14 protein-coding genes and 2 pseudogenes are annotated in these 19067 nt (G+C 63.3%); 9 read left to right on the forward strand and 7 right to left on the reverse strand.

The features are described 5' to 3' along the window. Positions 1-113: 113 nt before the first annotated feature. Positions 114-389: pseudogene (gene tssD / locus BUS12_RS03390) on the reverse strand (type VI secretion system tube protein TssD); the annotation flags it as partial. On the opposite strand from tssD, the pseudogene tssF reads away from it, so the two are divergent. From tssF to tssJ, 3 genes and pseudogenes are all read left to right on the forward strand, one after another. Beyond that, positions 388-1437: pseudogene (tssF, locus tag BUS12_RS03395) on the forward strand (type VI secretion system baseplate subunit TssF); the annotation flags it as partial. The pseudogenes tssD and tssF overlap by 2 nt on opposite strands. After that, positions 1434-2561: a type VI secretion system baseplate subunit TssG gene (gene tssG / locus BUS12_RS03400; protein WP_437123853.1), complete on the forward strand. Its 1128-nt coding sequence runs from the start codon at positions 1434-1436 to the stop codon at positions 2559-2561. The pseudogene tssF and the gene tssG, both read left to right, overlap by 4 nt. A 13-nt stretch (positions 2562-2574) precedes the next feature. Beyond that, positions 2575-3108, forward strand: coding sequence for a type VI secretion system lipoprotein TssJ (tssJ, locus tag BUS12_RS03405; protein ID WP_171991587.1), 534 nt, complete (start codon positions 2575-2577; stop codon positions 3106-3108). A gap of 177 nt (positions 3109-3285) precedes the next feature. On the opposite strand, the gene pcaG is transcribed toward tssJ, so the two are convergent. Both pcaG and pcaH read right to left on the reverse strand, forming a co-directional pair. Next, positions 3286-3876: a protocatechuate 3,4-dioxygenase subunit alpha gene (pcaG, locus tag BUS12_RS03410; RefSeq protein ID WP_074294248.1), complete on the reverse strand. Its 591-nt coding sequence runs from the start codon at positions 3874-3876 to the stop codon at positions 3286-3288. A 3-nt stretch (positions 3877-3879) separates the two neighbouring features. Continuing rightward, a complete protein-coding gene (gene pcaH / locus BUS12_RS03415; RefSeq protein ID WP_074294249.1) occupies positions 3880-4584 on the reverse strand; it encodes a protocatechuate 3,4-dioxygenase subunit beta in 705 nt (234 codons plus the stop codon). A gap of 109 nt (positions 4585-4693) precedes the next feature. Between pcaH and pcaQ the strand changes: the two genes are divergently transcribed. Both pcaQ and BUS12_RS03425 read left to right on the forward strand, forming a co-directional pair. Next, complete coding sequence (pcaQ, locus tag BUS12_RS03420) at positions 4694-5686, forward strand: pca operon transcription factor PcaQ (RefSeq protein ID WP_074294250.1); 993 nt, start codon at positions 4694-4696, stop codon at positions 5684-5686. Between the two features lie 229 nt (positions 5687-5915). Then, the gene (locus BUS12_RS03425) at positions 5916-7034 is read left to right on the forward strand and encodes a 4-hydroxyphenylpyruvate dioxygenase family protein (RefSeq protein WP_074297035.1); all 1119 of its coding nucleotides are present in this window, start codon (positions 5916-5918) and stop codon (positions 7032-7034) included. 100 nt (positions 7035-7134) lie between these two features. Here BUS12_RS03425 and BUS12_RS03430 read toward each other — a convergent pair whose 3' ends face one another. Next, positions 7135-8067, reverse strand: coding sequence for a LysR family transcriptional regulator (locus BUS12_RS03430; protein ID WP_171991588.1), 933 nt, complete (start codon positions 8065-8067; stop codon positions 7135-7137). Positions 8068-8261: 194 nt separating this feature from the next. Between BUS12_RS03430 and BUS12_RS03435 the strand changes: the two genes are divergently transcribed. Next, positions 8262-9290, forward strand: a complete 1029-nt coding sequence (locus BUS12_RS03435) for a DUF1338 domain-containing protein (RefSeq protein WP_171991651.1) — start codon at positions 8262-8264, stop codon at positions 9288-9290. A gap of 197 nt (positions 9291-9487) precedes the next feature. After that, positions 9488-12424, forward strand: a complete 2937-nt coding sequence (locus tag BUS12_RS03440; RefSeq protein ID WP_083640434.1) for an FAD-binding and (Fe-S)-binding domain-containing protein — start codon at positions 9488-9490, stop codon at positions 12422-12424. 69 nt (positions 12425-12493) lie between these two features. Here BUS12_RS03440 and BUS12_RS03445 read toward each other — a convergent pair whose 3' ends face one another. Both BUS12_RS03445 and BUS12_RS03450 read right to left on the reverse strand, forming a co-directional pair. Next, the gene (locus BUS12_RS03445; RefSeq protein WP_074294252.1) at positions 12494-13120 is read right to left on the reverse strand and encodes a helix-turn-helix domain-containing protein; all 627 of its coding nucleotides are present in this window, start codon (positions 13118-13120) and stop codon (positions 12494-12496) included. A 156-nt stretch (positions 13121-13276) separates the two neighbouring features. Beyond that, the gene (locus BUS12_RS03450) at positions 13277-14272 is read right to left on the reverse strand and encodes a helix-turn-helix transcriptional regulator (protein ID WP_074294253.1); all 996 of its coding nucleotides are present in this window, start codon (positions 14270-14272) and stop codon (positions 13277-13279) included. A gap of 83 nt (positions 14273-14355) precedes the next feature. Here BUS12_RS03450 and BUS12_RS03455 point away from each other — a divergent pair, with 83 nt between their 5' ends. After that, the gene (locus tag BUS12_RS03455; RefSeq protein WP_143788244.1) at positions 14356-15258 is read left to right on the forward strand and encodes a hypothetical protein; all 903 of its coding nucleotides are present in this window, start codon (positions 14356-14358) and stop codon (positions 15256-15258) included. 36 nt (positions 15259-15294) lie between these two features. Here BUS12_RS03455 and BUS12_RS03460 read toward each other — a convergent pair whose 3' ends face one another. Further along, positions 15295-16182: an isocitrate lyase/PEP mutase family protein gene (locus BUS12_RS03460; protein ID WP_074294255.1), complete on the reverse strand. Its 888-nt coding sequence runs from the start codon at positions 16180-16182 to the stop codon at positions 15295-15297. Positions 16183-16970: 788 nt separating this feature from the next. Here BUS12_RS03460 and BUS12_RS03465 point away from each other — a divergent pair. Next, the gene (locus BUS12_RS03465) at positions 16971-18965 is read left to right on the forward strand and encodes an arabinofuranosidase catalytic domain-containing protein (protein ID WP_290439568.1); all 1995 of its coding nucleotides are present in this window, start codon (positions 16971-16973) and stop codon (positions 18963-18965) included. The last annotated feature ends 102 nt before the right edge of the window (positions 18966-19067 follow it).

Below are 19067 nucleotides of genomic sequence, written 5' to 3' on the forward strand. Positions count from 1 at the left end.
GTCGGGACAATGAAAAAGCGCCGGTCGACGCGCGGTCGACCGGCGAAACGAAGGCCGGCACACCTTCAACGCGGGGTCGTTGTGCCAGTGCCGGCTTCCGGAGAGACTGGCTCTTACGAGCGCTCGTTCCAGCTATCCGCGTGAATGATGTTGCCGTCCTTGTACGACCACGTGATCTTCTCGTAGCGCAATTCGACGTCTTCGAGGTGGTTGTGCTTTTCGTAGTCCGGATTCTTGATGTCGAGCATCTTCGGATTGACCGCCACGACCTTCACGTTGTCGAGCTTCGTGTTGAAGTACTCCTTCTCCTTGCCCGCGTCGTCGATCTTGTACCACTTGATCTCGATCGACTTGAGCGTTTGACCACTCGTTACGGCCTTGTACAAGTATCAACTGCTGCTCGAATATTTCACGTTTCGCGAGAAGTTTCTCTTCGTCGATCTGTGCGGTCTGGACGTCGCGAAACTGCCGGCGCAAGCAACGAGCTTCGAGATCGAGGTCCTGCTGACGCATCGTTATCCCGCCGACCAGCGCTTCACAACCGACAACGTGCGGCTTTACTGCACGCCCGTGATCAATCTGTTCACGCTCGATGCAGAGTCGATCCCGGTCGACCATCACGAAACGGAATACCGTGTCGTGCCTGCCGGCCATCAGGGTGAACACGTCGAAACCTACTCGGTGGACGCGGTCGAATCGTTCGACCACGAGAGCGCGGAGCGCTACGAGTATGTGCCGTTCGCCACGTTCCGGCATCGTGGCGGCATGCTGCGGCACGAGGCGCCTGAACGGTATTTCCACACCCGGGTGCGTCCGGGCGTCACCGGTCTGCACGACACGTGGATCATCCTCGGCGGCCACGCGTGGGAAACTATGGAGGATCTGCCGGAGGAAAGCCTGTCGCTGCGCGTGACGGGCACGAACGGCATGCTGCCGCGAAAGGGGCTGCGCGAAGCGAGCATCGACGAACTGGGCGAAAGCACGCCGAACGTTGCCGGCGTGCGCAATCTGGCGGCGCCCACACTGCCGCTCTATCCGCCCACCGGCGACCGCTTCCAGTGGCGGGTGCTATCGCACCTCGCGCCGAACTTCCTGTCGATGATGGACGCCGAAGTGCTGCGCGGTGCATTGGCGCTTTACGACTGGAGCGATGACGAGCTGAACCGCCGGCGCCTCGCGGGCATCCTGCATGTGTCGGAAGAACTGCTTGAGGAGGTGTCCGGTGGTTCGGTGGAGCGGGGCGTGCTGATCGAAGTGACGCTCGATTCTCACGCGTTTGCCGGTGAAGGCGACGTGATGCTGTTCGGTGAACTGTTGCACCGGTTTTTCGCGCTGTACGCGGAAATCAACCTGTTCACGAAGCTCGCGATTGTGAGCCTGCCCTCCCAGCAACGTACCGTATGGCCGCGCAGCAAGGCGCTGCGTTCCCCCTTATGAATCCACGCGACCTGCCGAATCTTGAACCGCTCGTCGCCTCGCTGCTGGCGCGCGCGCCGACGATGGGCTTCATGCAGTTGTGCCAGTTGCTCGAAGTGCGCGTACCGGATCATCCCGGCTTCGGTGAGTGCGACACGCTGGAGCATGAGCCGGTGCGATTCCGTCCGCGTCCGCGCCTCGGCTTTCCCGCGGGTGAAGTGTCGTCGGTCGAGGTGGATGACGGCTCCGGCGCATTCGGGTCCAACGCGGCGCCGGCAATCCGCACGACATTCATGGGTCTCTACGGTGTGGATGCCGCGATGCCTTCGCACATGATCGACGACATCGCGCTGCGCGAGGAGGGGCATGAAGCGCTCGAAGCCTTTCTCGACCAGTTCAATCACCGCATCGTGACGCTGCTGTATCGCGCATGGAAGAAGTACCGTTATCCGATCGGTTTCCGGCCCGGCGGTACCGATGGGCATTCCCGCAAGCTGTTGAATCTCGCCGGTTTCGGCTGGGGGGAGAAGCCGGCGCGGGCGGGGCTGCCGGATTCGCGTGTCCTTGCGCTACTGGGTTTGCTGATTCAGCGCACTCGCACGCCCGAAGGTCTTGCCGGTGTCGTCGCGCTGGCGGTGCCTGGCGTCGAGGTGCGTGTCGACGAGTTCTATCCGACGCTAAAGGGCGCGGGCGCACCTAAGCCGCTGACGTCGACCGGCAGCGCGAGGCATGCGCCGCAGGAGGACGGCAAACGCCGCGGTCTTGCAGGCGGCTATGTGCTGGGAAGTCGCATCGAGTATCGCAGTCGCGCCGCACGCGTGACCTTGCGGCCGGCGAGCGCCGAACAGGCGCACGACCTGTTGCCCGGCGCGTGGCTGCACCGTGAGCTGATGGCCTTCATCCGCCTGTACGTCGGCACGAAGGCGGATGTGTTTCTGCGCATGGAAGTGTCGTCGAAGCACGTGCCGGCGCCTAGGCTCGGTGCAACGTTGCCGGCGTCGCCTGAGCGCGCTGGACCGGCGCCGCGCCTGTCGTGGACCACGGTGCTGCCCTCGGACGACGAGCGTCTCATCACGATCCCGCTCGGCGCCTACGAAGTATTTCCTGCGCCGGGGCTCAACCCGTTCCTCGCGACGCTTGCCTGATTCCGGAGTTTCCATGCCTATCCGTTCAACAGCGACCCTTCTCGCAGCCAGCTTGCTGCTGTCCGCTTGCGGCGCCTGGCAGTCCGTCTCGGACACGAGCTCGAGCGCGTATCACGCGGTGTTCTTCAAACAGGTCAAGGTACTCAACGTCGACCTGACCGCTCGCGCGTCGCTCAATCCCGACGAGGCGCAACGCTCGACGTCGGTCGCGGTGCGCGTGTACCAGCTCAAGGACCGCAAGTTATTCGATAGCGCGTCGTACGACGATCTGCTGAAGCACGACAAGACCGTGCTTGCGCAGGATCTGCAGGCGAGTATCGCGACGGTCGTCAACCCCGGCGGTTCTGCAAGCATGTCGCAACCGATGCAGGCCGACACGGAATACGTGGCCGTTGTCGTGTTCTACCGCGACCCGGATTCGAATGGCGCGTGGCGCCGCGTCGTCGCGAAGAAAAAGCTCTCCGCCGATGCACCGCTCAAGCTGGAACTTGTCGCCAACAGACTGGCGAGTCCCGGCGACACGCCCGGTGTGAGGAGCGATCAATGACGCACACTTGTGCCGCACGCTGCGGCAAGGTGTTGCCGCATCAAGCGCCTTAACCAAAGACGCTCATGAGATAAAAAAAAGCCCGCACAGCGCGGGCTCAAAGTACTCGGAGTTTCGCAATCAAGTCGCATCGCGAGCCGCGATCCTATCGCTCGATTGTGAAAGGGCCGTGAAAGCTCATAAATCGAAGAATACGGTTTCCTGCTCGCCTTGCATGCGGATATCGAACCGGTACACCGTTTTGCTGGTGCCAGGCTCGCGTCGTGCGATCAGCGTGGCGCGGCGCTCCGCGGGCACGCTAGCCAGCACCGGATCGCTGTCGTTCGCAGCGGCCTCGTCGTCGAAGTAGATCCGCGTGAAGGTATGCAGCAACATGCCGCGCATCGTCAGGATCACATTCAGATGCGGCGCTTCGTTCGCTGAAGCACGCCCCGGCTTCACGGTCTCGACAATGAACCGCTTCTGCGCATCGGTCCCGGTGCCGACCCGTGCAAAGCCACGAAAGCCGCTGGCTTCCACTTCCGCCCGCGAAGCCGGATAGCGCCCCTCGCTATCCACTTGCGACACCTCGAGCATCGCATCGCCCACCACCTTGCCGTCGCCATCGAACACCTGGCCGACAATCGTGATGTGCTGGCCGGCCGCTTCGTAGTCCGCAACTGCGGTCGTAAAGAGACTCTTGAAATCGAAGTTGTACTGCTCGGGACACAGGCCATACGCGAAGTACGGTCCAACCGTTTGCGAAGGCGTTTGTTTGAGTACGGTCATGGCTTAGCGCTCCATCGGAGTTTCGTTCGGCCCGCGCAGCACGATGTCGAAATCGTAGCCAAGCGCGTAGGCTTCCTGGGTCGTATCCAGCGAGAAACGCGACACGAGGCGCTCGCGCGCATGCTCGGGCGTGCCCTGGAAAATCGGATCGAAGGCCAGCAGCGGGTCGCCGGGAAAATACATCTGTGTCACGAGCCGCGAGCCGAAGTGATCGCCGAACAGCGAGAAGTGAATGTGATTGGGACGCCATGCATTCGGATGATTGCCCCACGGGTACGCGCCTGGCTTGATCGTCAGAAAGCGATAGCGGCCTTCGTTGTCGGTCAGGCAGCGTCCCGCACCGAGGAAGTTCGGATCCAGCGGCGCGTCGTGCTGGTCGGCCTTGTGCACATAGCGGCCAGCGGCGTTGGCTTGCCAGATTTCAACCAGCGTATTGCGCACCGGACGGCCGCCTTCGTCGAGCACGCGGCCCGTCACGATGATGCGCTCGCCGAGCGGCTCGCCATTGCGGACGGCATTGCGCGTCAGGTCGTTATCGAGCGCGCCCAGGTCTTCGGCGCCGTACACCGGCACGCGCTGGTCGCGCAGCTTTTCCTTCAGCGGAATCAGCGGACGTGTCGGGCCGCGTTTCACGGACGAACCGTAGCCGGGATAGATGTAAGCGGGGTGCGATTCGAAGTCGCGCGGAGTGAGGATGGACTCGTCCATGCGGTGTCTCCTTGGATCAATTTTGGAATAGCGGGGGATGGGAGGACTTTAGCCAATCCAAGAAGTTATGAAAAATGACGTTTTCTCGTGTTTCGTATAACCTCTCGTTATGCAACGAAGTCTCGCGGATAGCCGCGTCAAATTCCGTCATCTCCAGTGTTTTCTGGCCGTCGCGCAGTTCGGCGGGGTTCAGAAGGCGGCGGCGAGCTTGTCTATTACGCAGCCGGCCGTCTCGAAGACGGTCGCCGAGCTGGAGGCCATTCTCGGCGTCAGGCTGTTCGAGCGCGGCCGCCACGGGGCGGTGACCACGCGCGAGGGCCAGCTCTTCATGCCGCACGCCAGCGCCTGTGTCAGTGCGCTGCGGCAAGGCGTGGATCTGCTGGCGCGGGCTGAGGGCGCGGCCTCGGCCACGCTGGAGATCGGCATTTTGCCCACCGTCGCGAGCGCGCTGGTGCCGCCCGTGCTCAAGCTGTTCGCCGCCCAATGGCCGCGCGTAATCGTGCGTCTTGCTACGGGCGCGAACCCGGAACTGCTGGAGCGGCTGAAGGCGGGCAGCATCGAATTCGCCGTGGGGCGTCTGGCCGACCCCGAGCGCATGGTTGGACTCAGCTTCGAGCAACTGTTCAACGAGCCGCTGATTGCCGTGGTGCGCGCCGGGCATCCGCTGGCGGCGAGCGCGGGGTTGCCCGCCGCCTTGCTCGAAGGCTTTACGGTGGTCGTGCCGCCGTTCGGCACGCTGATCCGGCAGTCGGCGGACAGTCTGCTGGCGGCGTGGGGCGTGCCGCCGCTCTCGGCTTTCGTCGAAGTGCTTTCGGTGTCGACCGGCCGGGCGCTGGCGCTTGAGAACGACGCGGTCTGGTTCGTGCCGCAAAGTGCAGTCGAATATGAGTTGGCGCACGGCATGCTGGTGCGTCTGCCGCTGCCGTTCGCGGGGACTGACGAGCCGGTCGGCCTGATCCGGCGCTCGGATACGCAGCCGTCGCCGGTGGGCCTGGCGTTGATCGACGCGCTGCGCACGGTCGCCCGGCAACGCATGGCCGCCGCCGCTGCGGCCGCCATGCCGCCGGCCAAGGCCACGAGGCGCCGCCGCAAGCCGCGCTGAAGCGAATCGAGGCCGCGTCTTCGCAGGGGAAGGCGGCGCGAGATGGTGAACCATCTAGTACAAAATGCAGTTGCGGGCGGCCCCGTCCCCGGTGTACAAACACGGTGCGAAAGTTATCGCCAGTTCACGCACCGCGTAGCATCCATAAGATGCCGCCACGTTGCGCAATTGCGCTGGCCTGCATACAACATCAGGAAGAGCGTCGGAACGTATGATCAAGGAGAATGCCATGCCCAGCGACCTGCCCACCCCGAGCGCCGCCCTGCGCGCCGTATCGGACCCGGAGCACAATCCGCTTGGCACCGCTGGCGTCGAGTTCGTGGAGTTCGCCGCGCGCGATCCGCGCGGACTCGGGCAAACCTTCGAGCAACTCGGCTTCAAAGCCATTGCACGCCATATCAGCAAGGACGTCACGCTGTACCGTCAAGGCGAGATGAATTTTCTGCTCAACGCCGAGCCGGATTCGTTCGCCGCACGCTACGCAGAGGAATACGGCGTGGGCATCTGCGCGGTGGGTCTCCGCGTGGCGGATGCCCCGCGTGCCTTCGATCGTGCGATCGAACTCGGCGCATGGGCCTTCGAAGGGGAAAAGATCGGCAAAGGCGAGCTGGTGATTCCGGCGATTCAGGGCATCGGCGATTCGCACATTTACTTCGTCGACCGTTGGCGCGGCCGTGGCGGTTTGCGCGGCGGTGTGGGCGACATCTCGATCTTCGATATCGACTTCCGGCCTATCGAAATCGATACGGCGCAGGCCGACCTGAGCCATGCGGGCACCGGCCTGGTGGCGATCGATCATCTGACGCAAACAGTCGGCGCGGGCCGCATGCAGGAATGGCTCGATTTCTATCGCGACCTGCTGAACTTCCGCGAGATTCACGAGCTGCATGCCAACTGGCACGTCTCCGCCGAATCGCGCGTGATGGTGTCGCCGTGCGGCGCGATCCGTATTCCGCTGTATGAGGAAGGCACGCGCCGCACGAGCCTGATGCACGAGTATTTGCCCGATCATCCGGGTGAGGGCGTGCAGCATATTGCCCTCGCCACCGGCGATATCTTCGGCTGCGTCGAGCAACTGATGGCGAACGGGATCGAGCTCGTCGAGCCGCCGCCGCGCTATTACGATCAGATCGACGCGCGGCTGCCGGGCCATGGCCTCGATATCGAGCGGCTCAAGCGTGGCCGGATCCTGGTGGACGGCGAGATTGGTTCAGACGGTGTGCCGCTGCTGTTTTTTCAGACCTTTGTGCGGCGCCGCGCCGGCGAGATCTTCTTCGAGATCGTACAGCGCAAGGGACACCATGGTTTCGGCGAGGGCAATTTAAGCGCGCTGGCGCAGGCGCGTTGATCGTGAACTGGTGTGCTCGCGGGAAAGCCAGGGTGGGGGAGAGGGGCAAAGTCTGGGCAACGGCCCAGGCCGCCTGGAAGACCGAAGCGCGAAGGGCCCCTCACGCCTCGTCCATCTCACTGGCCAGTCCCGGATTCGCCGCCCCATAGGCCGCCGCCTGCCCCAGCAGCCATTCGCGGAAGCTCGCGAGCGGCCTGCCGTGGCTGAGCTCGGTGGGGTACACGAGGTAGTAAGCCGCTTCGGCAAGCGCCGGCGCATCGAAGGGGACAACGAGTCCTAGCCGCTCCAACTGCGCATCCACGAAGAAACGCGGCACCAGCGCGATACCCAGACCCGCAGCCGCGCCGCTGATCAGCATCGTATGCAATTCGTAGCGCACGCCCTGCATCGCGCGGTTGTCGTCCACACCCAGCTTCTCGAACCAGTTGGCCCAGCCGTCCGGGCGCGTCGTCGAATGCAGCAGCGGGTAGTCGAGTAGATCGGCCGGCGTCGTGATCGACCGTGTCAGCAGACTCGCCGCGCAGACCGGAACGACGTCCTCGCGGAACAGAAAATCGGCGGACGTGCCGGGCCAGGTAGGCTTGCCATAGTGAATCGCCGCTTCGAAATGGGTCTCCGCGAACGGAAACGTGCCGGTGCGCACACCCATGTTCACGCGCACGTCCGGGTAGTGCGCGTTGAAGTCGCCCATCCGCGGAATCAGCCAGTGCGACGCAAAGGTAGGCAGTGCGGCCAGTTCCAGATAGCCGCCGCCGCTGCCGTGCGCGATGATCGACAGCGTGTCGCGGTCCAACCCCTCCAACGCACGCCGCACCTGCACGCCGTAGACCTTGCCGGCCTTGGTGAGGACCACGCGCTGCTTGACCCGCACGAACAGGCGCACGCCGAGATTGCTCTCCAGCGTATTGATCTGGCGGGACACCGCGCTTTCGGTCAGGAAGAGCTCGCGCGCCGCGTGAGTGAAACTCTCATGCCGGGCCGCCGCTTCGAAAGCGAGCAGCGCGCCCATGTTGGGGATCTTGAACTTTCGCACGTTGATTCCGAAAACGCATCAAGTCTGAATTTTATCTCGCTTTACGGAAGGGCCGCGGATTTGAATAATCTCGCATCAAACGATGCCGTGCGTGCGTCCCGTCCCGACATGACGCTGCGCCGGCGGCCCTCCAATTCCGCGCGGACTTGCCCCAGCCCGCCCTCCTGAGAAAAACCATGCAGAACCTGCGCACCGTGCGAAATGCGAATGTCGAACAACTGCTGCTCAAACTGATTGGCGCCGAAAAGACCGCAACGTTGTTCAAGACGCTGAATCATCCGCAAGTGCTCAACGAATGGGAACCCGGTGTCGTCACCCGTGCCGAACTCGCGCAGGCAATGAACATGGTGTTGTTCGAAGACCTGCTGGCGCGCTCGGCGAATGGCCGCGCTTACACGCAGGACGCGCTGGCCGCGGGCGGCAGCGTGTACTTCGATCACGGCGCGCTGCGCACGGTACGTTGGGCGCACAGCGGCGCGCTGCCGCCGGGCGAAGCTGCGTTTGCGCGCATCCTGCGACCGCTTGGCTTTAGCATCAACGGCCGTTATCCGCTGGACCGTCTCGGCATGACGGGCCGTGCCTGGGCGCATGACGATGCGCCCGATGAAATCTCCCAGTTCTTCGTGAGCGAACTGCATCCCGAGCGTTTCTCGGCTGAGTTTCAGCAGGCGGTGAGCCACGTGATCGGCACGTCGCGCGATCCGTTGACGCCGGCCGCCACCGCGCAACTGTGGGAGCTCGAACGTGAGGGCGTGCTGCCGCTCGACGCGGCGCATGCATTGCTGCCGGTGATCGTCAGTGCGTTTGCGCGGCAGCATGAGATTCCCCGCGAGGCGGATTACGAAGTATTGTTGAAGGAGTCGGCGGAAATGGCGTGGATCGCCACCGAAGGCAACGCCTTCAACCATGCGACGGATCGCGTCGCGGACGTATTCCAGCTTTCCGATGACGAGAAAGCCAAGGGCCGTCCTATGAAACCGGAAGTCGAGCGTTCGCGTTCGGGCCGGGTGTTCCAGACCGCGTATCGCGCGGACATCGTCAAGCGCGAGTTTCGCGCGGCCGATGGCAGCACGGTGACGCGTGACGTACCGGGCTCGTTCTATGAGTTCATTACCCGCAAGCGCACGTTCGATCAGGACACACGCCGCTGGGAAACCGATCTGCGTTTCGACGCCGGCAATGCCCAGGGGATCTTCAAGATGACCGCGGGCCAGGCGGCTTGAGCGTGACGCAATCATTCGCACGAGGTGCCGTCGAGGTGGAATCGTCAACCGATGAAGCGCGGTTCAAGGCCGCTGGGACACACTCCGTAGTGGAGGTGGGCAGCAGCGACGCACAAGACGCTGCGGCTGGATCGGCGCGCGGAGAGAAGGCGGACGGCCGTCATGTGGCCACGCCGTTTCGCGGCACGGCGGCCGTCATGCAGTCGCTGGAGGCCGATCTGCGCCGGCATGTGCGCGGCGAAGTGCGCTTCGATCAGGCGTCGAAGGCGCTGTATGCCTCGGATGCCTCGAACTACCGGCAGGTGCCGCTGGCGGTGGTCGTCCCCGCTGATGTCGACGATCTGCTCGCCACCGTCGCCGTCTGCCGGCGCAACGACGTGCCGTTCCTGCCGCGCGGCGGTGGGACGTCGCAGAACGGTCAGTGCGTGAACGTCGCGGTGGTTGCGGACGCAAGCAAGTATGTGAACCGCGTCGTCTCGGTGGATCCGGAGGCGCGTACGGCGATTGTCGAGCCGGGTGTGGTCTGCGACACGCTGCGCGACGCGGCGGAGCAACACGGCCTCACGTTTGCCCCCGATCCGGCCACGCACAGCCGCTGTACGCTCGGCGGCATGATCGCCAACAACTCGTGCGGCGCGCATTCGGTGATGGCCGGCAAGACGGTCGAGAACATCGAAGCCCTCGAAGTCGTCACCTACGACGGCGCACGCTTCTGGGTCGGTCCCACCGCGGACGACGAACTCGAACGCATCATCGCCGCGGGTGGCCGTCAGGGCGAGATTTACGCGGCCCTGAAAGCGCTGCGCGACACCTACGCGGAGCTGATCCGCGCCAGATTTCCGCAGATCAAGCGGCGCGTGTCGGGCTTCAATCTCGATCAACTGCTGCCGGAAAACGGCTTCAATGTGGCGCGAGCCTTGGTGGGCACCGAAGGCACGTGTGCGGTGACCTTGCAGGCGAAAGTGCGGCTCGTGAAGAGCCCGGCGAAACGCGTGCTGCTGGTAGTGGGCTTCGTGGATATTTTCACGGCCGCCGATGCCGTGCCGCATTTCATGCAGTGCGGGCCGATAGCAATCGAAGGACTCGACCGCGCGATCATTCGCGGCTTGCAGGCACGTGGCCTGAAAAAGGAAGAGATCGCGCTGCTGCCCGAAGGCGATGCATGGGTCGTGCTCGAATTCGGCGCGGATACGCACGACGAAGCCGTACGGCAGGCTCACGCGGCGGCTCAGCATTTCGCCTCGGGCGCGGCAGGCGCCAATGTTTCGACCATGGTCGTCGAAGCGCGCGCGTTGCAGGCGAAGGTCTGGTCGATTCGCGAGACGGGTGCGTCGGCGGTGGCGTTGTCGGTTGATCCTGCGCGTCCGGATCCGGTGGTGGGCTGGGAAGACGCGGCCGTCGATCCTTTGCGGCTCGGCGATTATCTGCGCGCGTTTCAGGCGATGGTCGACCGCTACGGTTACGAAACCAGCCTGTACGGCCACTTCGGCGACGGCTGCGTGCATGCCCGCATCACCTTCGATTTGCGCACGGCGGAAGGCATCGCGACGTGGCGCCGCTTTCTGCGCGAAGCGGCGGAACTGGTGGTCGAATTCGGCGGATCGCTCTCCGGCGAACACGGCGACGGCCATGCGAAGGCCGAGTTCTTGCCGATCATGTACGGCCCGGAATTGATGCGGGCCATGGAGCAGTTCAAGGCGATCTGGGATCCGGCCAACCGTCTCAATCCCGGCAAGGTGGTGCATGCCTACCGCGCCGACGAAAACCTGCGCATGGGGCCGGCGTATCGGCCGGTGAACCTGCAGACCCGGCTGACGTTCGCGAGCCAGGAGGGCGACGGTTTCCAGCGCGCCGTCGAACGCTGTATCGGCATGGGCAAGTGCCGCTCGCTCGAAGGCGGAACGATGTGCCCGAGCTACCGGGCCACGCGCGAGGAGAAGTACTCGACCCGAGGTCGCGCGCATCTGTTCTGGGAGATGTTGCAGGGCGAGGTTATAACCGACGGCTGGCAGAGTCGCGAAGTCAAGGAAGCGCTCGACACGTGTCTTGCCTGCAAGGGCTGCAAATCCGACTGCCCGACGCATACGGATATGGCGTCGTACAAAGCCGAATTTCTTTCGCATTACTACGAAACGAAGCGCCGGCCGCGTCAGGCGATGTTCATGGGCCGGATCGGCGAATGGGCGCCGCTTGCCGCGCGTTTTCCACGCCTGACCAATTTCATGATGTCGGCGCCGGGTCTCGCGCCGCTCGGCAGGTGGATTGCCGGAGTGGCGCAAGCACGTGAACTGCCGAAGTTCGCGCGGCAGACGTATCGGGAGATTGCACGACGCGCGGCCAGAGCGCGTAATGCAGCGCCTGTGACGGCTGGGTCCACGCCATCCAATCGCAAAGTGATCCTCTGGGTGGACACCTTTAGCGACCATTTCTCGCCCGAGATTGCCGAGGCTGCCGCTGACGTGTTGACGCAACTCGGCTGGCACGTCGTGCTGCCGAAAAAGCGCTTGTGCTGCGGCCGTCCCCTGTATGACTTCGGCCTGCTCGAGCGTGCGCGCGAATTGCTGGTGAATGTGCTCGACGACCTCGCCGACGATATCGCTGCAGGCGTGCCGCTGGTGGGCCTCGAACCGGGTTGCCTGTCCGTCTTCAAGGACGAGCTGCTCAAGCAATTGCCCGATCACGCGCAAGCCAGGCGCCTCGCGGCGCAGACCTTCCTGTTTTCGGATTTCGTGGTGCGCGAGCCGTTCGACTGGCCGAAGCTCGATGCCCAAGTCGTCGTGCACGGTCATTGCCATCAGAAGGCGCTGTTCGGCATGCAAGGCGACACGGCGCTGCTGGAGCGGCTCGGCGTGAAATGGACATTGCTCGATACGGGATGCTGCGGAATGGCCGGATCCTTCGGCTTTAACGCGGAGCATCGCGCGCTGTCCGAGAAGATCGGCGAAGACAAACTGTTCCCGGCGATTCGCGGTGCGGCGGCTGACACCCTTGTGCTGACCAACGGCTTCAGTTGTCGCGAGCAGATCGAGCAGGGTACCGGACGTCACGCGCTGCATATTGCCCAATTGGCGCAGCGGGCGTTGGCGGTGGGCAATGGGACGCAAGCGGCTAGTGAGACTGCTGCTGCTCTCTAGCAGGCTCAGCGCCGCAGTCCCTCGCGTGACATGAAGCGTGTGTGGACCGACGTGCCGGTTGCGGCGGGTCTACTTTTTCGACGCTTCCACCGGCGTTTGCGGAATATCCGCGCTGGTGGCCATCCACAAGACCTCGGCGTCTTCGTCGCTGGTGGAGACCGCGGCGTGGCCGGTGCGGCTGTCGAAATAGATGCTGTCCCCCGCATTCAGATGGGTGGGCGCGTACAGCTCGGAGTACAGGCACACGCTACCGCTGATCACGTACAGGAATTCTTCGCCTTCGTGCCGTCCCCAGTCGTCGAACGCATCGAGCGTGTGCGCCGAGATGCGGATGCGAAACGGCAGCATGGCCTTGTGCGCGAGATCGGTGGCGAGCAGCTCCATCTGATAGCCGCGATACGCATGACGTTGGCCCGCGTCCTTGCGGGTCAACGCGCGGCGGCCGCCGGCGCTGACCTTCGGCGTCGAGCCGAACAGTTCGCCGATTTCGATCTTCAGGCCGAGCACGATCTTTTGCAGCACGTCGAAGGTCGGCGACATCAGGCCGTTTTCGACTTTCGACAAGGTCGAGCGCGACACGCCGCACAGGCGGCTCGCCGTCTCGAGCGTCAGGTCCTGCGCCTGACGCGCAGCACGTACGCGCCGGCCCAGGTCCGACGTGGAGGGCTCGGCGGGTTTGGTGAGATGGGTATCCATGGGGTGTAGGGGCAAAAGCGCGCCGCATGGCGTGCAATGTTTCCGATCATAACATTGGGGGGACGTTGGAACCTTGCCGGGTAAGAACCGCTCGTAGCTGTGCGGCGAGCGGGTGTATGGGATGAGAACGAGGATGGCGTTTTCCCATCGGAAACTTCAACGGGTCGAAGGGCCGGCAGTTTCCTTATATTCGGAACGCCCCAACGCCTGATGAATGCGGGTGTTCATGCCGCGCAGGAATTCCACCAGTTCGGGAGGCTCCTCGATGTCGAATTCGACTTCCAGCGTGCACAGCCAGGCGGCGATCGAGTGGAGAGAATGCGCCCCTGTGTGGACGATGCATCGCTGCGAATCGAGTGCCGCCAACTGGCCGACGAGCGGGCAGATGCTTTGGGCAAGCGCCTGCATCGGCGCGTGAAGGATCACTTTGGCGCGCACCGGGTACGCCGCGGTGGAAACGGAACGGGAGACGTACGCGGCCAGATCGCCCTTGTCCGGCCCGCGCCGAGGCTCGAAACGCGATCCGGTTGAAATCGGCGGGATCACCCGATCGACGCGGAACGTGCGCCAGTCCGCCCGGCTACAGTCCCAGGCGACGAGGTACCAGCGTGATTCAGCGTTGACCAGGCCTTGGGGCTGGACGGTGCGCTGGCTGACCCTGGCATTGCCATCCGTGTAGCGAAACTGCGCTTCCTCGCGATCGGCACATGCGCCGGCAAGCGCAGCCAGCACGACCGGATCGACCCTGGGCCCCGCCTGGGCCAACTTCTGGATGGAGGCGAAGAACGTCCTCGCCTTGCGGCCATGCCTCGGAGGCATCAAATGCTCTAGCTTGACGAGGGCGGCGAGCGCCGACTCTTCAATGCCCTGCACGCCGCTGGCGGCTAGCGTTCGCAGCGCCAGCGAGACTGCGAGCGCTTCGTCCTCCTCGAAAAGCAGGGGCGGCAAGCTCGTCCCTGCTTCCAGGCTGTAACCCCCGTCGGGCCCCGGCGTTGCGCCGATCCGGTAGCCGAGGCCGCGCAAGTGGTCGACGTCGCGTCGCACGGTCCGCTCAGTGACGCCAAGGCGCTCGGCCAGCACGGCGCCATGCCAGGATTGGGCGCTTCTAAGCATGCCCAGCAGACGCAGCAGCCTTGTGGAGTTTTGCAACATTCGACGTCGGTCTCCCTGGATGCGGACAACCTCTGTCCGCAATGCTCCGTAGATTAGCAGTAACGGCAGGCCCGGACGATTTCGTGTCGGCCGGTAAAGGCAGCGGCAACGTCCGAACGACGAAGCCCCGGATCGCTTGCTGGCAGGACTACGAGCGGAAGTCTTTCGCTTTCACTGAGGACACTGTCATGAACATCGACTACCCGAGCGACGTTTCCAGGCAAACCCGCCTCCATCGTGTGCCGGCACGGCCTCTTTCCGGTGGAAGAGAAGTCAATCCTCTACGTATTGCCGACTGGCTGGTGAGCGGCGCGCGTGCCATGAGCAGGCAGCCGGTGCTGTGGCTCAGCGTGTTGCTGGTCTGCGCGGATTGCGTGACGCTGCTGGGGTTCCTGCCGCTGTTGTGTCCGCTGGCGGTGCTGCTGACGCCGCTTGTGGCGGCAGGGCTGATGTTTGTGCAGGATGGCGACCGCAGAGGCCGGTCCAACTTGTTGCGCGAGACCCTCGCGGCGCTGGCGCGGCGCAGCAACGCGCTGTGCGTGATCGGGCTGTACGGCGCAGCGATAGCAGTCGTCGGCTATGGGGTCGTGCTGGCAACCTTGCATGTCTCGCTGAACCTCCTGGCTAACGCGGGCGGCGTGCACAACGTCTTGCTCAAGGATGGTGGCGGCCATGGCATGCGCGCCGCGCTCGAAGCGTTGCTCGGCGCATCGATCTTCGCAGTCGCGATCGCGGGCACCTGCTTCGCTTCGGCGCTTGTGATGCTGCAGGACATGATCCCGCGCAGGGCGATGATCGTGGGTCTGCGCGGGCTGGCTCGCAACTGGTCCGTGACGCTGACGTACGTCATCGCGCTGACGGCGGCCATGGTGTTGGCGCCGATGGTTCCGCTGGCGCTGCGTGCCCTGGTGCTCACACCGCTGCTGACAGCCGTACCGCTGCTGTCGCTCTACGGCGCTTACCGGGACATGTTTGTCGGCCGCTGAGCTTTAACGGCTGACTGCGACGAGCGGCCGTCGCGTTCACTTCTCTTTATCTGCGTATTCGCGATCGAGCCGGTCGTACAAAGGCTTGTTGACGAGCCGTTGCCGCTCGCTGAACGGCGCGACCAGCGAGGTGTCTTCGTCCAGCCGGCCGTTGTCGCGCAGCGTGCCGAGCGCCCGCTGCATGCCAAGTACCGCGCCCTGGAGGGCGGCGTTCGCATAGAGCACGATTGCGTAGCCGAGCTTGCCGAGCGCTTCGCGCGATTGCGTCGGCGTTTTGCCGCCGATCACGATGTTGATCAACTGCGGTGCGTTGATCAGTTTGGGCAAGCGCTCGATGTCGGCGAGCGATTCGGTCGCTTCGATGAACAGGATGTCCGCGCCCGCTTCGACAAAGCGGTGACCGCGCTCGATCGCGTCTTCGATGCCATGTACGGCGGCGGCGTCGGTGCGTGCGACGATCAGCAGGTTGTGGTCCTCGCGGGCATCGACGGCTGCGTGAATCTTGCCGAGCATCTCACCGGTCGCGATCACTTCCTTGCCGGAGAAATGACCGCATTTCTTCGGCATCACCTGGTCTTCAAACTGGATCGCGTCGGCGCCGCTGCGTTCGAGCGTGCGCACCGTATGGCGCACGTTGAGCGCATTGCCGAAGCCGGTATCGGCATCGACGATCAACGGCAGTTCGACCGCGTCGCGCACCCGTGCCGTGTGTTCGGCGATTTCGTGCAAGCCGACGAAACCCAGATCCGGCAGGCCGAGCGACATGTTGGTCACGCCGGCGCCGGTCAGATAGAGCGCTTCGAAACCGGCGTCCTGAATGACGCGCGCGCTCATTGCGTTGAACGCGCCGGGCACGAGCAACCCCTGGCGTTCTTCGACCTTGGCGCGGAAGGCCGCACGGCGAGCAGTGGACGAGGTGGGCATGACGTGTCTCCAGGATGAGTGTCGGGAAGTGATGGATGTTCGCAGAAAGCATACCAATCGTGAACCTGTTACGGCCTACGACCCGTCAGGTTGCGCATGCGGCGCATGCACAACGTAATCCAATCGCAACAAATAATTAAAGATCATATTAGCGATAATATTTTCCTGGCATCTGGTCACCGCTTGTATATGACGATACAGCGCCACAAATGGTCGAACCCCGTATTTTCGACGTAGGGATTGTCCTTAGTAGGTTCGGAGATAATATTGACTAATATTATTACCACGCGAGGCGTCCCCCTGCCGCGCGGCATCGACCGCTGACCCGCTGGGCAGACAGTCGATGCAACGACAATGGAGACGAGGATGATGAGTCGCACAGCGCTGCAACGGATGGTGGCGATGCTGGCCACCGACCTCGTGTACTAGCCACCGGTACCAGCGATACGCGATGAGCGTTACTTTTCCGCCAGCCGTAGGCGAGTGCTTGCCTGACGGCCCATCAGTGCCATTCGACGGCCCGCTCGCCGGCATCCGCGCGTTCCACCCGAAGTTCAATCTCGTTACCAGGCGCGGCGCGGTCGAGACGGCGCGCTGCATCACCCCGTAGTTCATCTTCTAACCCGTGGTAAGCGACTGACAGTTCCGAAGCATGCTAGCTTGACCCGTGACGATTCTGTGTCAGTAAGTTTGCATAACTAAATGTTCTGAATCTAATCCGATGCTTGGTCTTATAGGAGGAGGTCATGATGTCCAGAGGAGTGGGATTAATTTCCGTCTTGTTGGCAATGACTGTCGCGCTTGCTGCGTGCGATGGAGACAGTGGCGGCAGCGCATCGCAGGCCGCCGGGGTATCGAACTCAAGTTTGTCGCCGGCGACTGCCGCAGCCCAGTCAAACGACAGTGCATCGACGGATGAGGCAAGCTCGTCGGTTCCGCTACCGTGCGACGCCGCCGCAACCGCCAACACGCCTTGCTCTGCAGCCCACAGTGTGACGCGCTTGCTGACGAAGAGTTACAAGGGTCCGCTGTTCCAGATCCAGCGGGCGTCCGATAACACCACCTTGAACGTCTATCCGTATACGTCGGGTAGTTTGCCGCGTGGCGCGGACCGCACGCTGATCGGCTCAGCCAATGTCAACAGCGCGAACGCGTTCTGCAACAACACCACCTGTTCCGTCACCTACCTCTACGATCAGATCGACCTGGTGGCGCCGCTGAAGGGTGGCGCGTTCGGCAATGTGCCGGCTACCCTCACGCTCAACGCGGACGGAACCGAGTCGTTGACCGTTCCGAGCACCAGTTCAGCGGCGCAAAAAGCGACGACGGTTCCGGTCCTCAACGGCTTTGCGACGATCACGCTTCCAGGCTCGGGGACGCTGACTGTGCAACTGCTGCAGCCTCCTACCGCGTTGACCACTGCGTCGCCTACCCTGCAGGTATCGATCGGTAACGACTTGCCGGCGCTACCCGGCACGCCCGCCAAGCTTGGCTTCGTACCATCGCAAGGCGCCGAGATTCCGGCCTTGGGGACGTTGGCGGGACAGGCGTATCGCAACCGCTTTGGTACGGTGAACCAGTCGATCGGGGACACCGAGATCGCGGAGTACATGGTGGCAGGCGCGCACTACAGCCAGTCATCGACCTGCTGCGGCACGTACGGCAATATGGAGAGCAGTGCTAACTCCGGCACCTATGCACATGGCGAAGTCGAAGGCGAGATGTTCGCGCTGGCGTTCTCGAATGGCAACGCCGCGGTGTTTGGCTATTGCGATGGCGATTCGAGCCAGGCGCCCAACGTGAAGGACCCGGTGTGCAACGCGCTCGATACCAACTGGCCGGGTGTCGATGCAGAGGCGGGTGTCTATCTCTACGGGCCGCAGCAACCGCCGAAGGACAAGTTCGTCACCGTCCTCTCCAAATACTCACCCGTGACCGCATCAAATGTCTTTGTGGTTAAGGATGGCTCTTCCTCGCAGAGTGTCCTCACCGCAGCCTATGACCAGGCGCCGCCCGAAGCCCTTAACTTTGGCAACGATGCGGGCCATGCCTTTAACGGTCAATGGCAAGGCGGCTTGTCGCTGGGCGAAGGCGGCGACGGTAGCGCGGCTCCTGTTCAGTTCTTCGAAGGCGCGGTGATCACCAAGGCAACCTCGGACACGACCGATAACGCGATCCAGGCGAGCATTGCCAGCTTTTACGGACCGCCGGCCGACAAGACTACGGCTGCCTGCTATGCAAACAACCTGATCGATTCGCCGCTGAGCCTCGCCGAACCGGATACATGGGCCCAACAGAATGGCGGCACCGCCGTGCCGGCGACCGATGTCTCGGGCGTGAACCGGGGCGCCGCAACGGTGACCAGCACCAATGGTTCGTCAGTTTCGAATGTCCGCGAGATCATCCGGGTTCAGGGCGGCCAATCGTATAGCTTTACTGACTATGTGCTTGCGACCACCAATGCGACGGTCTTCCCTGGCGGATCGATCCAGACCGACGACCCGAACGGCACCGAATTCGGCTGGGTGCTCAATACGAACACCGGTGCGATCGTGAGAGGGACATGGGGTGCAGGACAGGCGACCTCGCTGAGCGCTGTGAAGTCGGGCAACTGGTGGAAAGTGACGATGACCCTCACTGCTCCGGCAGGGTCGAACAATGCGCAAGTGTTTATCGATCCGCCGACGTCCAGCGCTGCCGGCGTTCGTTCGCAGCAAGCGGCGTACTTGAGCGCTACGCATTACTGCCCGAGCCTCGCTATCGTGAGCAACCTGGGCATGTAAGTCTGTAGGTATGTAGGCATGAAACCGCGCCGGATTTTGCGGACCTGAGGCGCAATGAAGGAGGGCGGTGCTTTCGAATGAGAACGCACCGCCTTTTCCTTT

Source organism: Paraburkholderia phenazinium (assembly GCF_900142845.1).
GTDB classification, from domain to species: domain Bacteria; phylum Pseudomonadota; class Gammaproteobacteria; order Burkholderiales; family Burkholderiaceae; genus Paraburkholderia; species Paraburkholderia phenazinium_A.

Bases quoted from the DNA above. Each gene is read 5' to 3' on its own strand.
- BUS12_RS03445 (WP_074294252.1), bottom strand. From the start codon at position 13,120: ATGGATACCCATCTCACCAAACCCGCCGAGCCCTCCACGTCGGACCTG.
- BUS12_RS03460 (WP_074294255.1), bottom strand. From the start codon at position 16,182: ATGCCCACCTCGTCCACTGCTCGCCGTGCGGCCTTCCGCGCCAAGGTC.
- tssJ (WP_171991587.1), top strand. From the start codon at position 2,575: ATGCCTATCCGTTCAACAGCGACCCTTCTCGCAGCCAGCTTGCTGCTG.
- BUS12_RS03440 (WP_083640434.1), top strand. From the start codon at position 9,488: ATGCAGTCGCTGGAGGCCGATCTGCGCCGGCATGTGCGCGGCGAAGTG.
- BUS12_RS03450 (WP_074294253.1), bottom strand. From the start codon at position 14,272: ATGTTGCAAAACTCCACAAGGCTGCTGCGTCTGCTGGGCATGCTTAGA.
- BUS12_RS03425 (WP_074297035.1), top strand. From the start codon at position 5,916: ATGCCCAGCGACCTGCCCACCCCGAGCGCCGCCCTGCGCGCCGTATCG.
- tssG (WP_437123853.1), top strand. From the start codon at position 1,434: ATGAATCCACGCGACCTGCCGAATCTTGAACCGCTCGTCGCCTCGCTG.
- pcaQ (WP_074294250.1), top strand. From the start codon at position 4,694: ATGCAACGAAGTCTCGCGGATAGCCGCGTCAAATTCCGTCATCTCCAG.
- BUS12_RS03465 (WP_290439568.1), top strand. From the start codon at position 16,971: ATGACTGTCGCGCTTGCTGCGTGCGATGGAGACAGTGGCGGCAGCGCA.
- pcaH (WP_074294249.1), bottom strand. From the start codon at position 4,584: ATGGACGAGTCCATCCTCACTCCGCGCGACTTCGAATCGCACCCCGCT.
- pcaG (WP_074294248.1), bottom strand. From the start codon at position 3,876: ATGACCGTACTCAAACAAACGCCTTCGCAAACGGTTGGACCGTACTTC.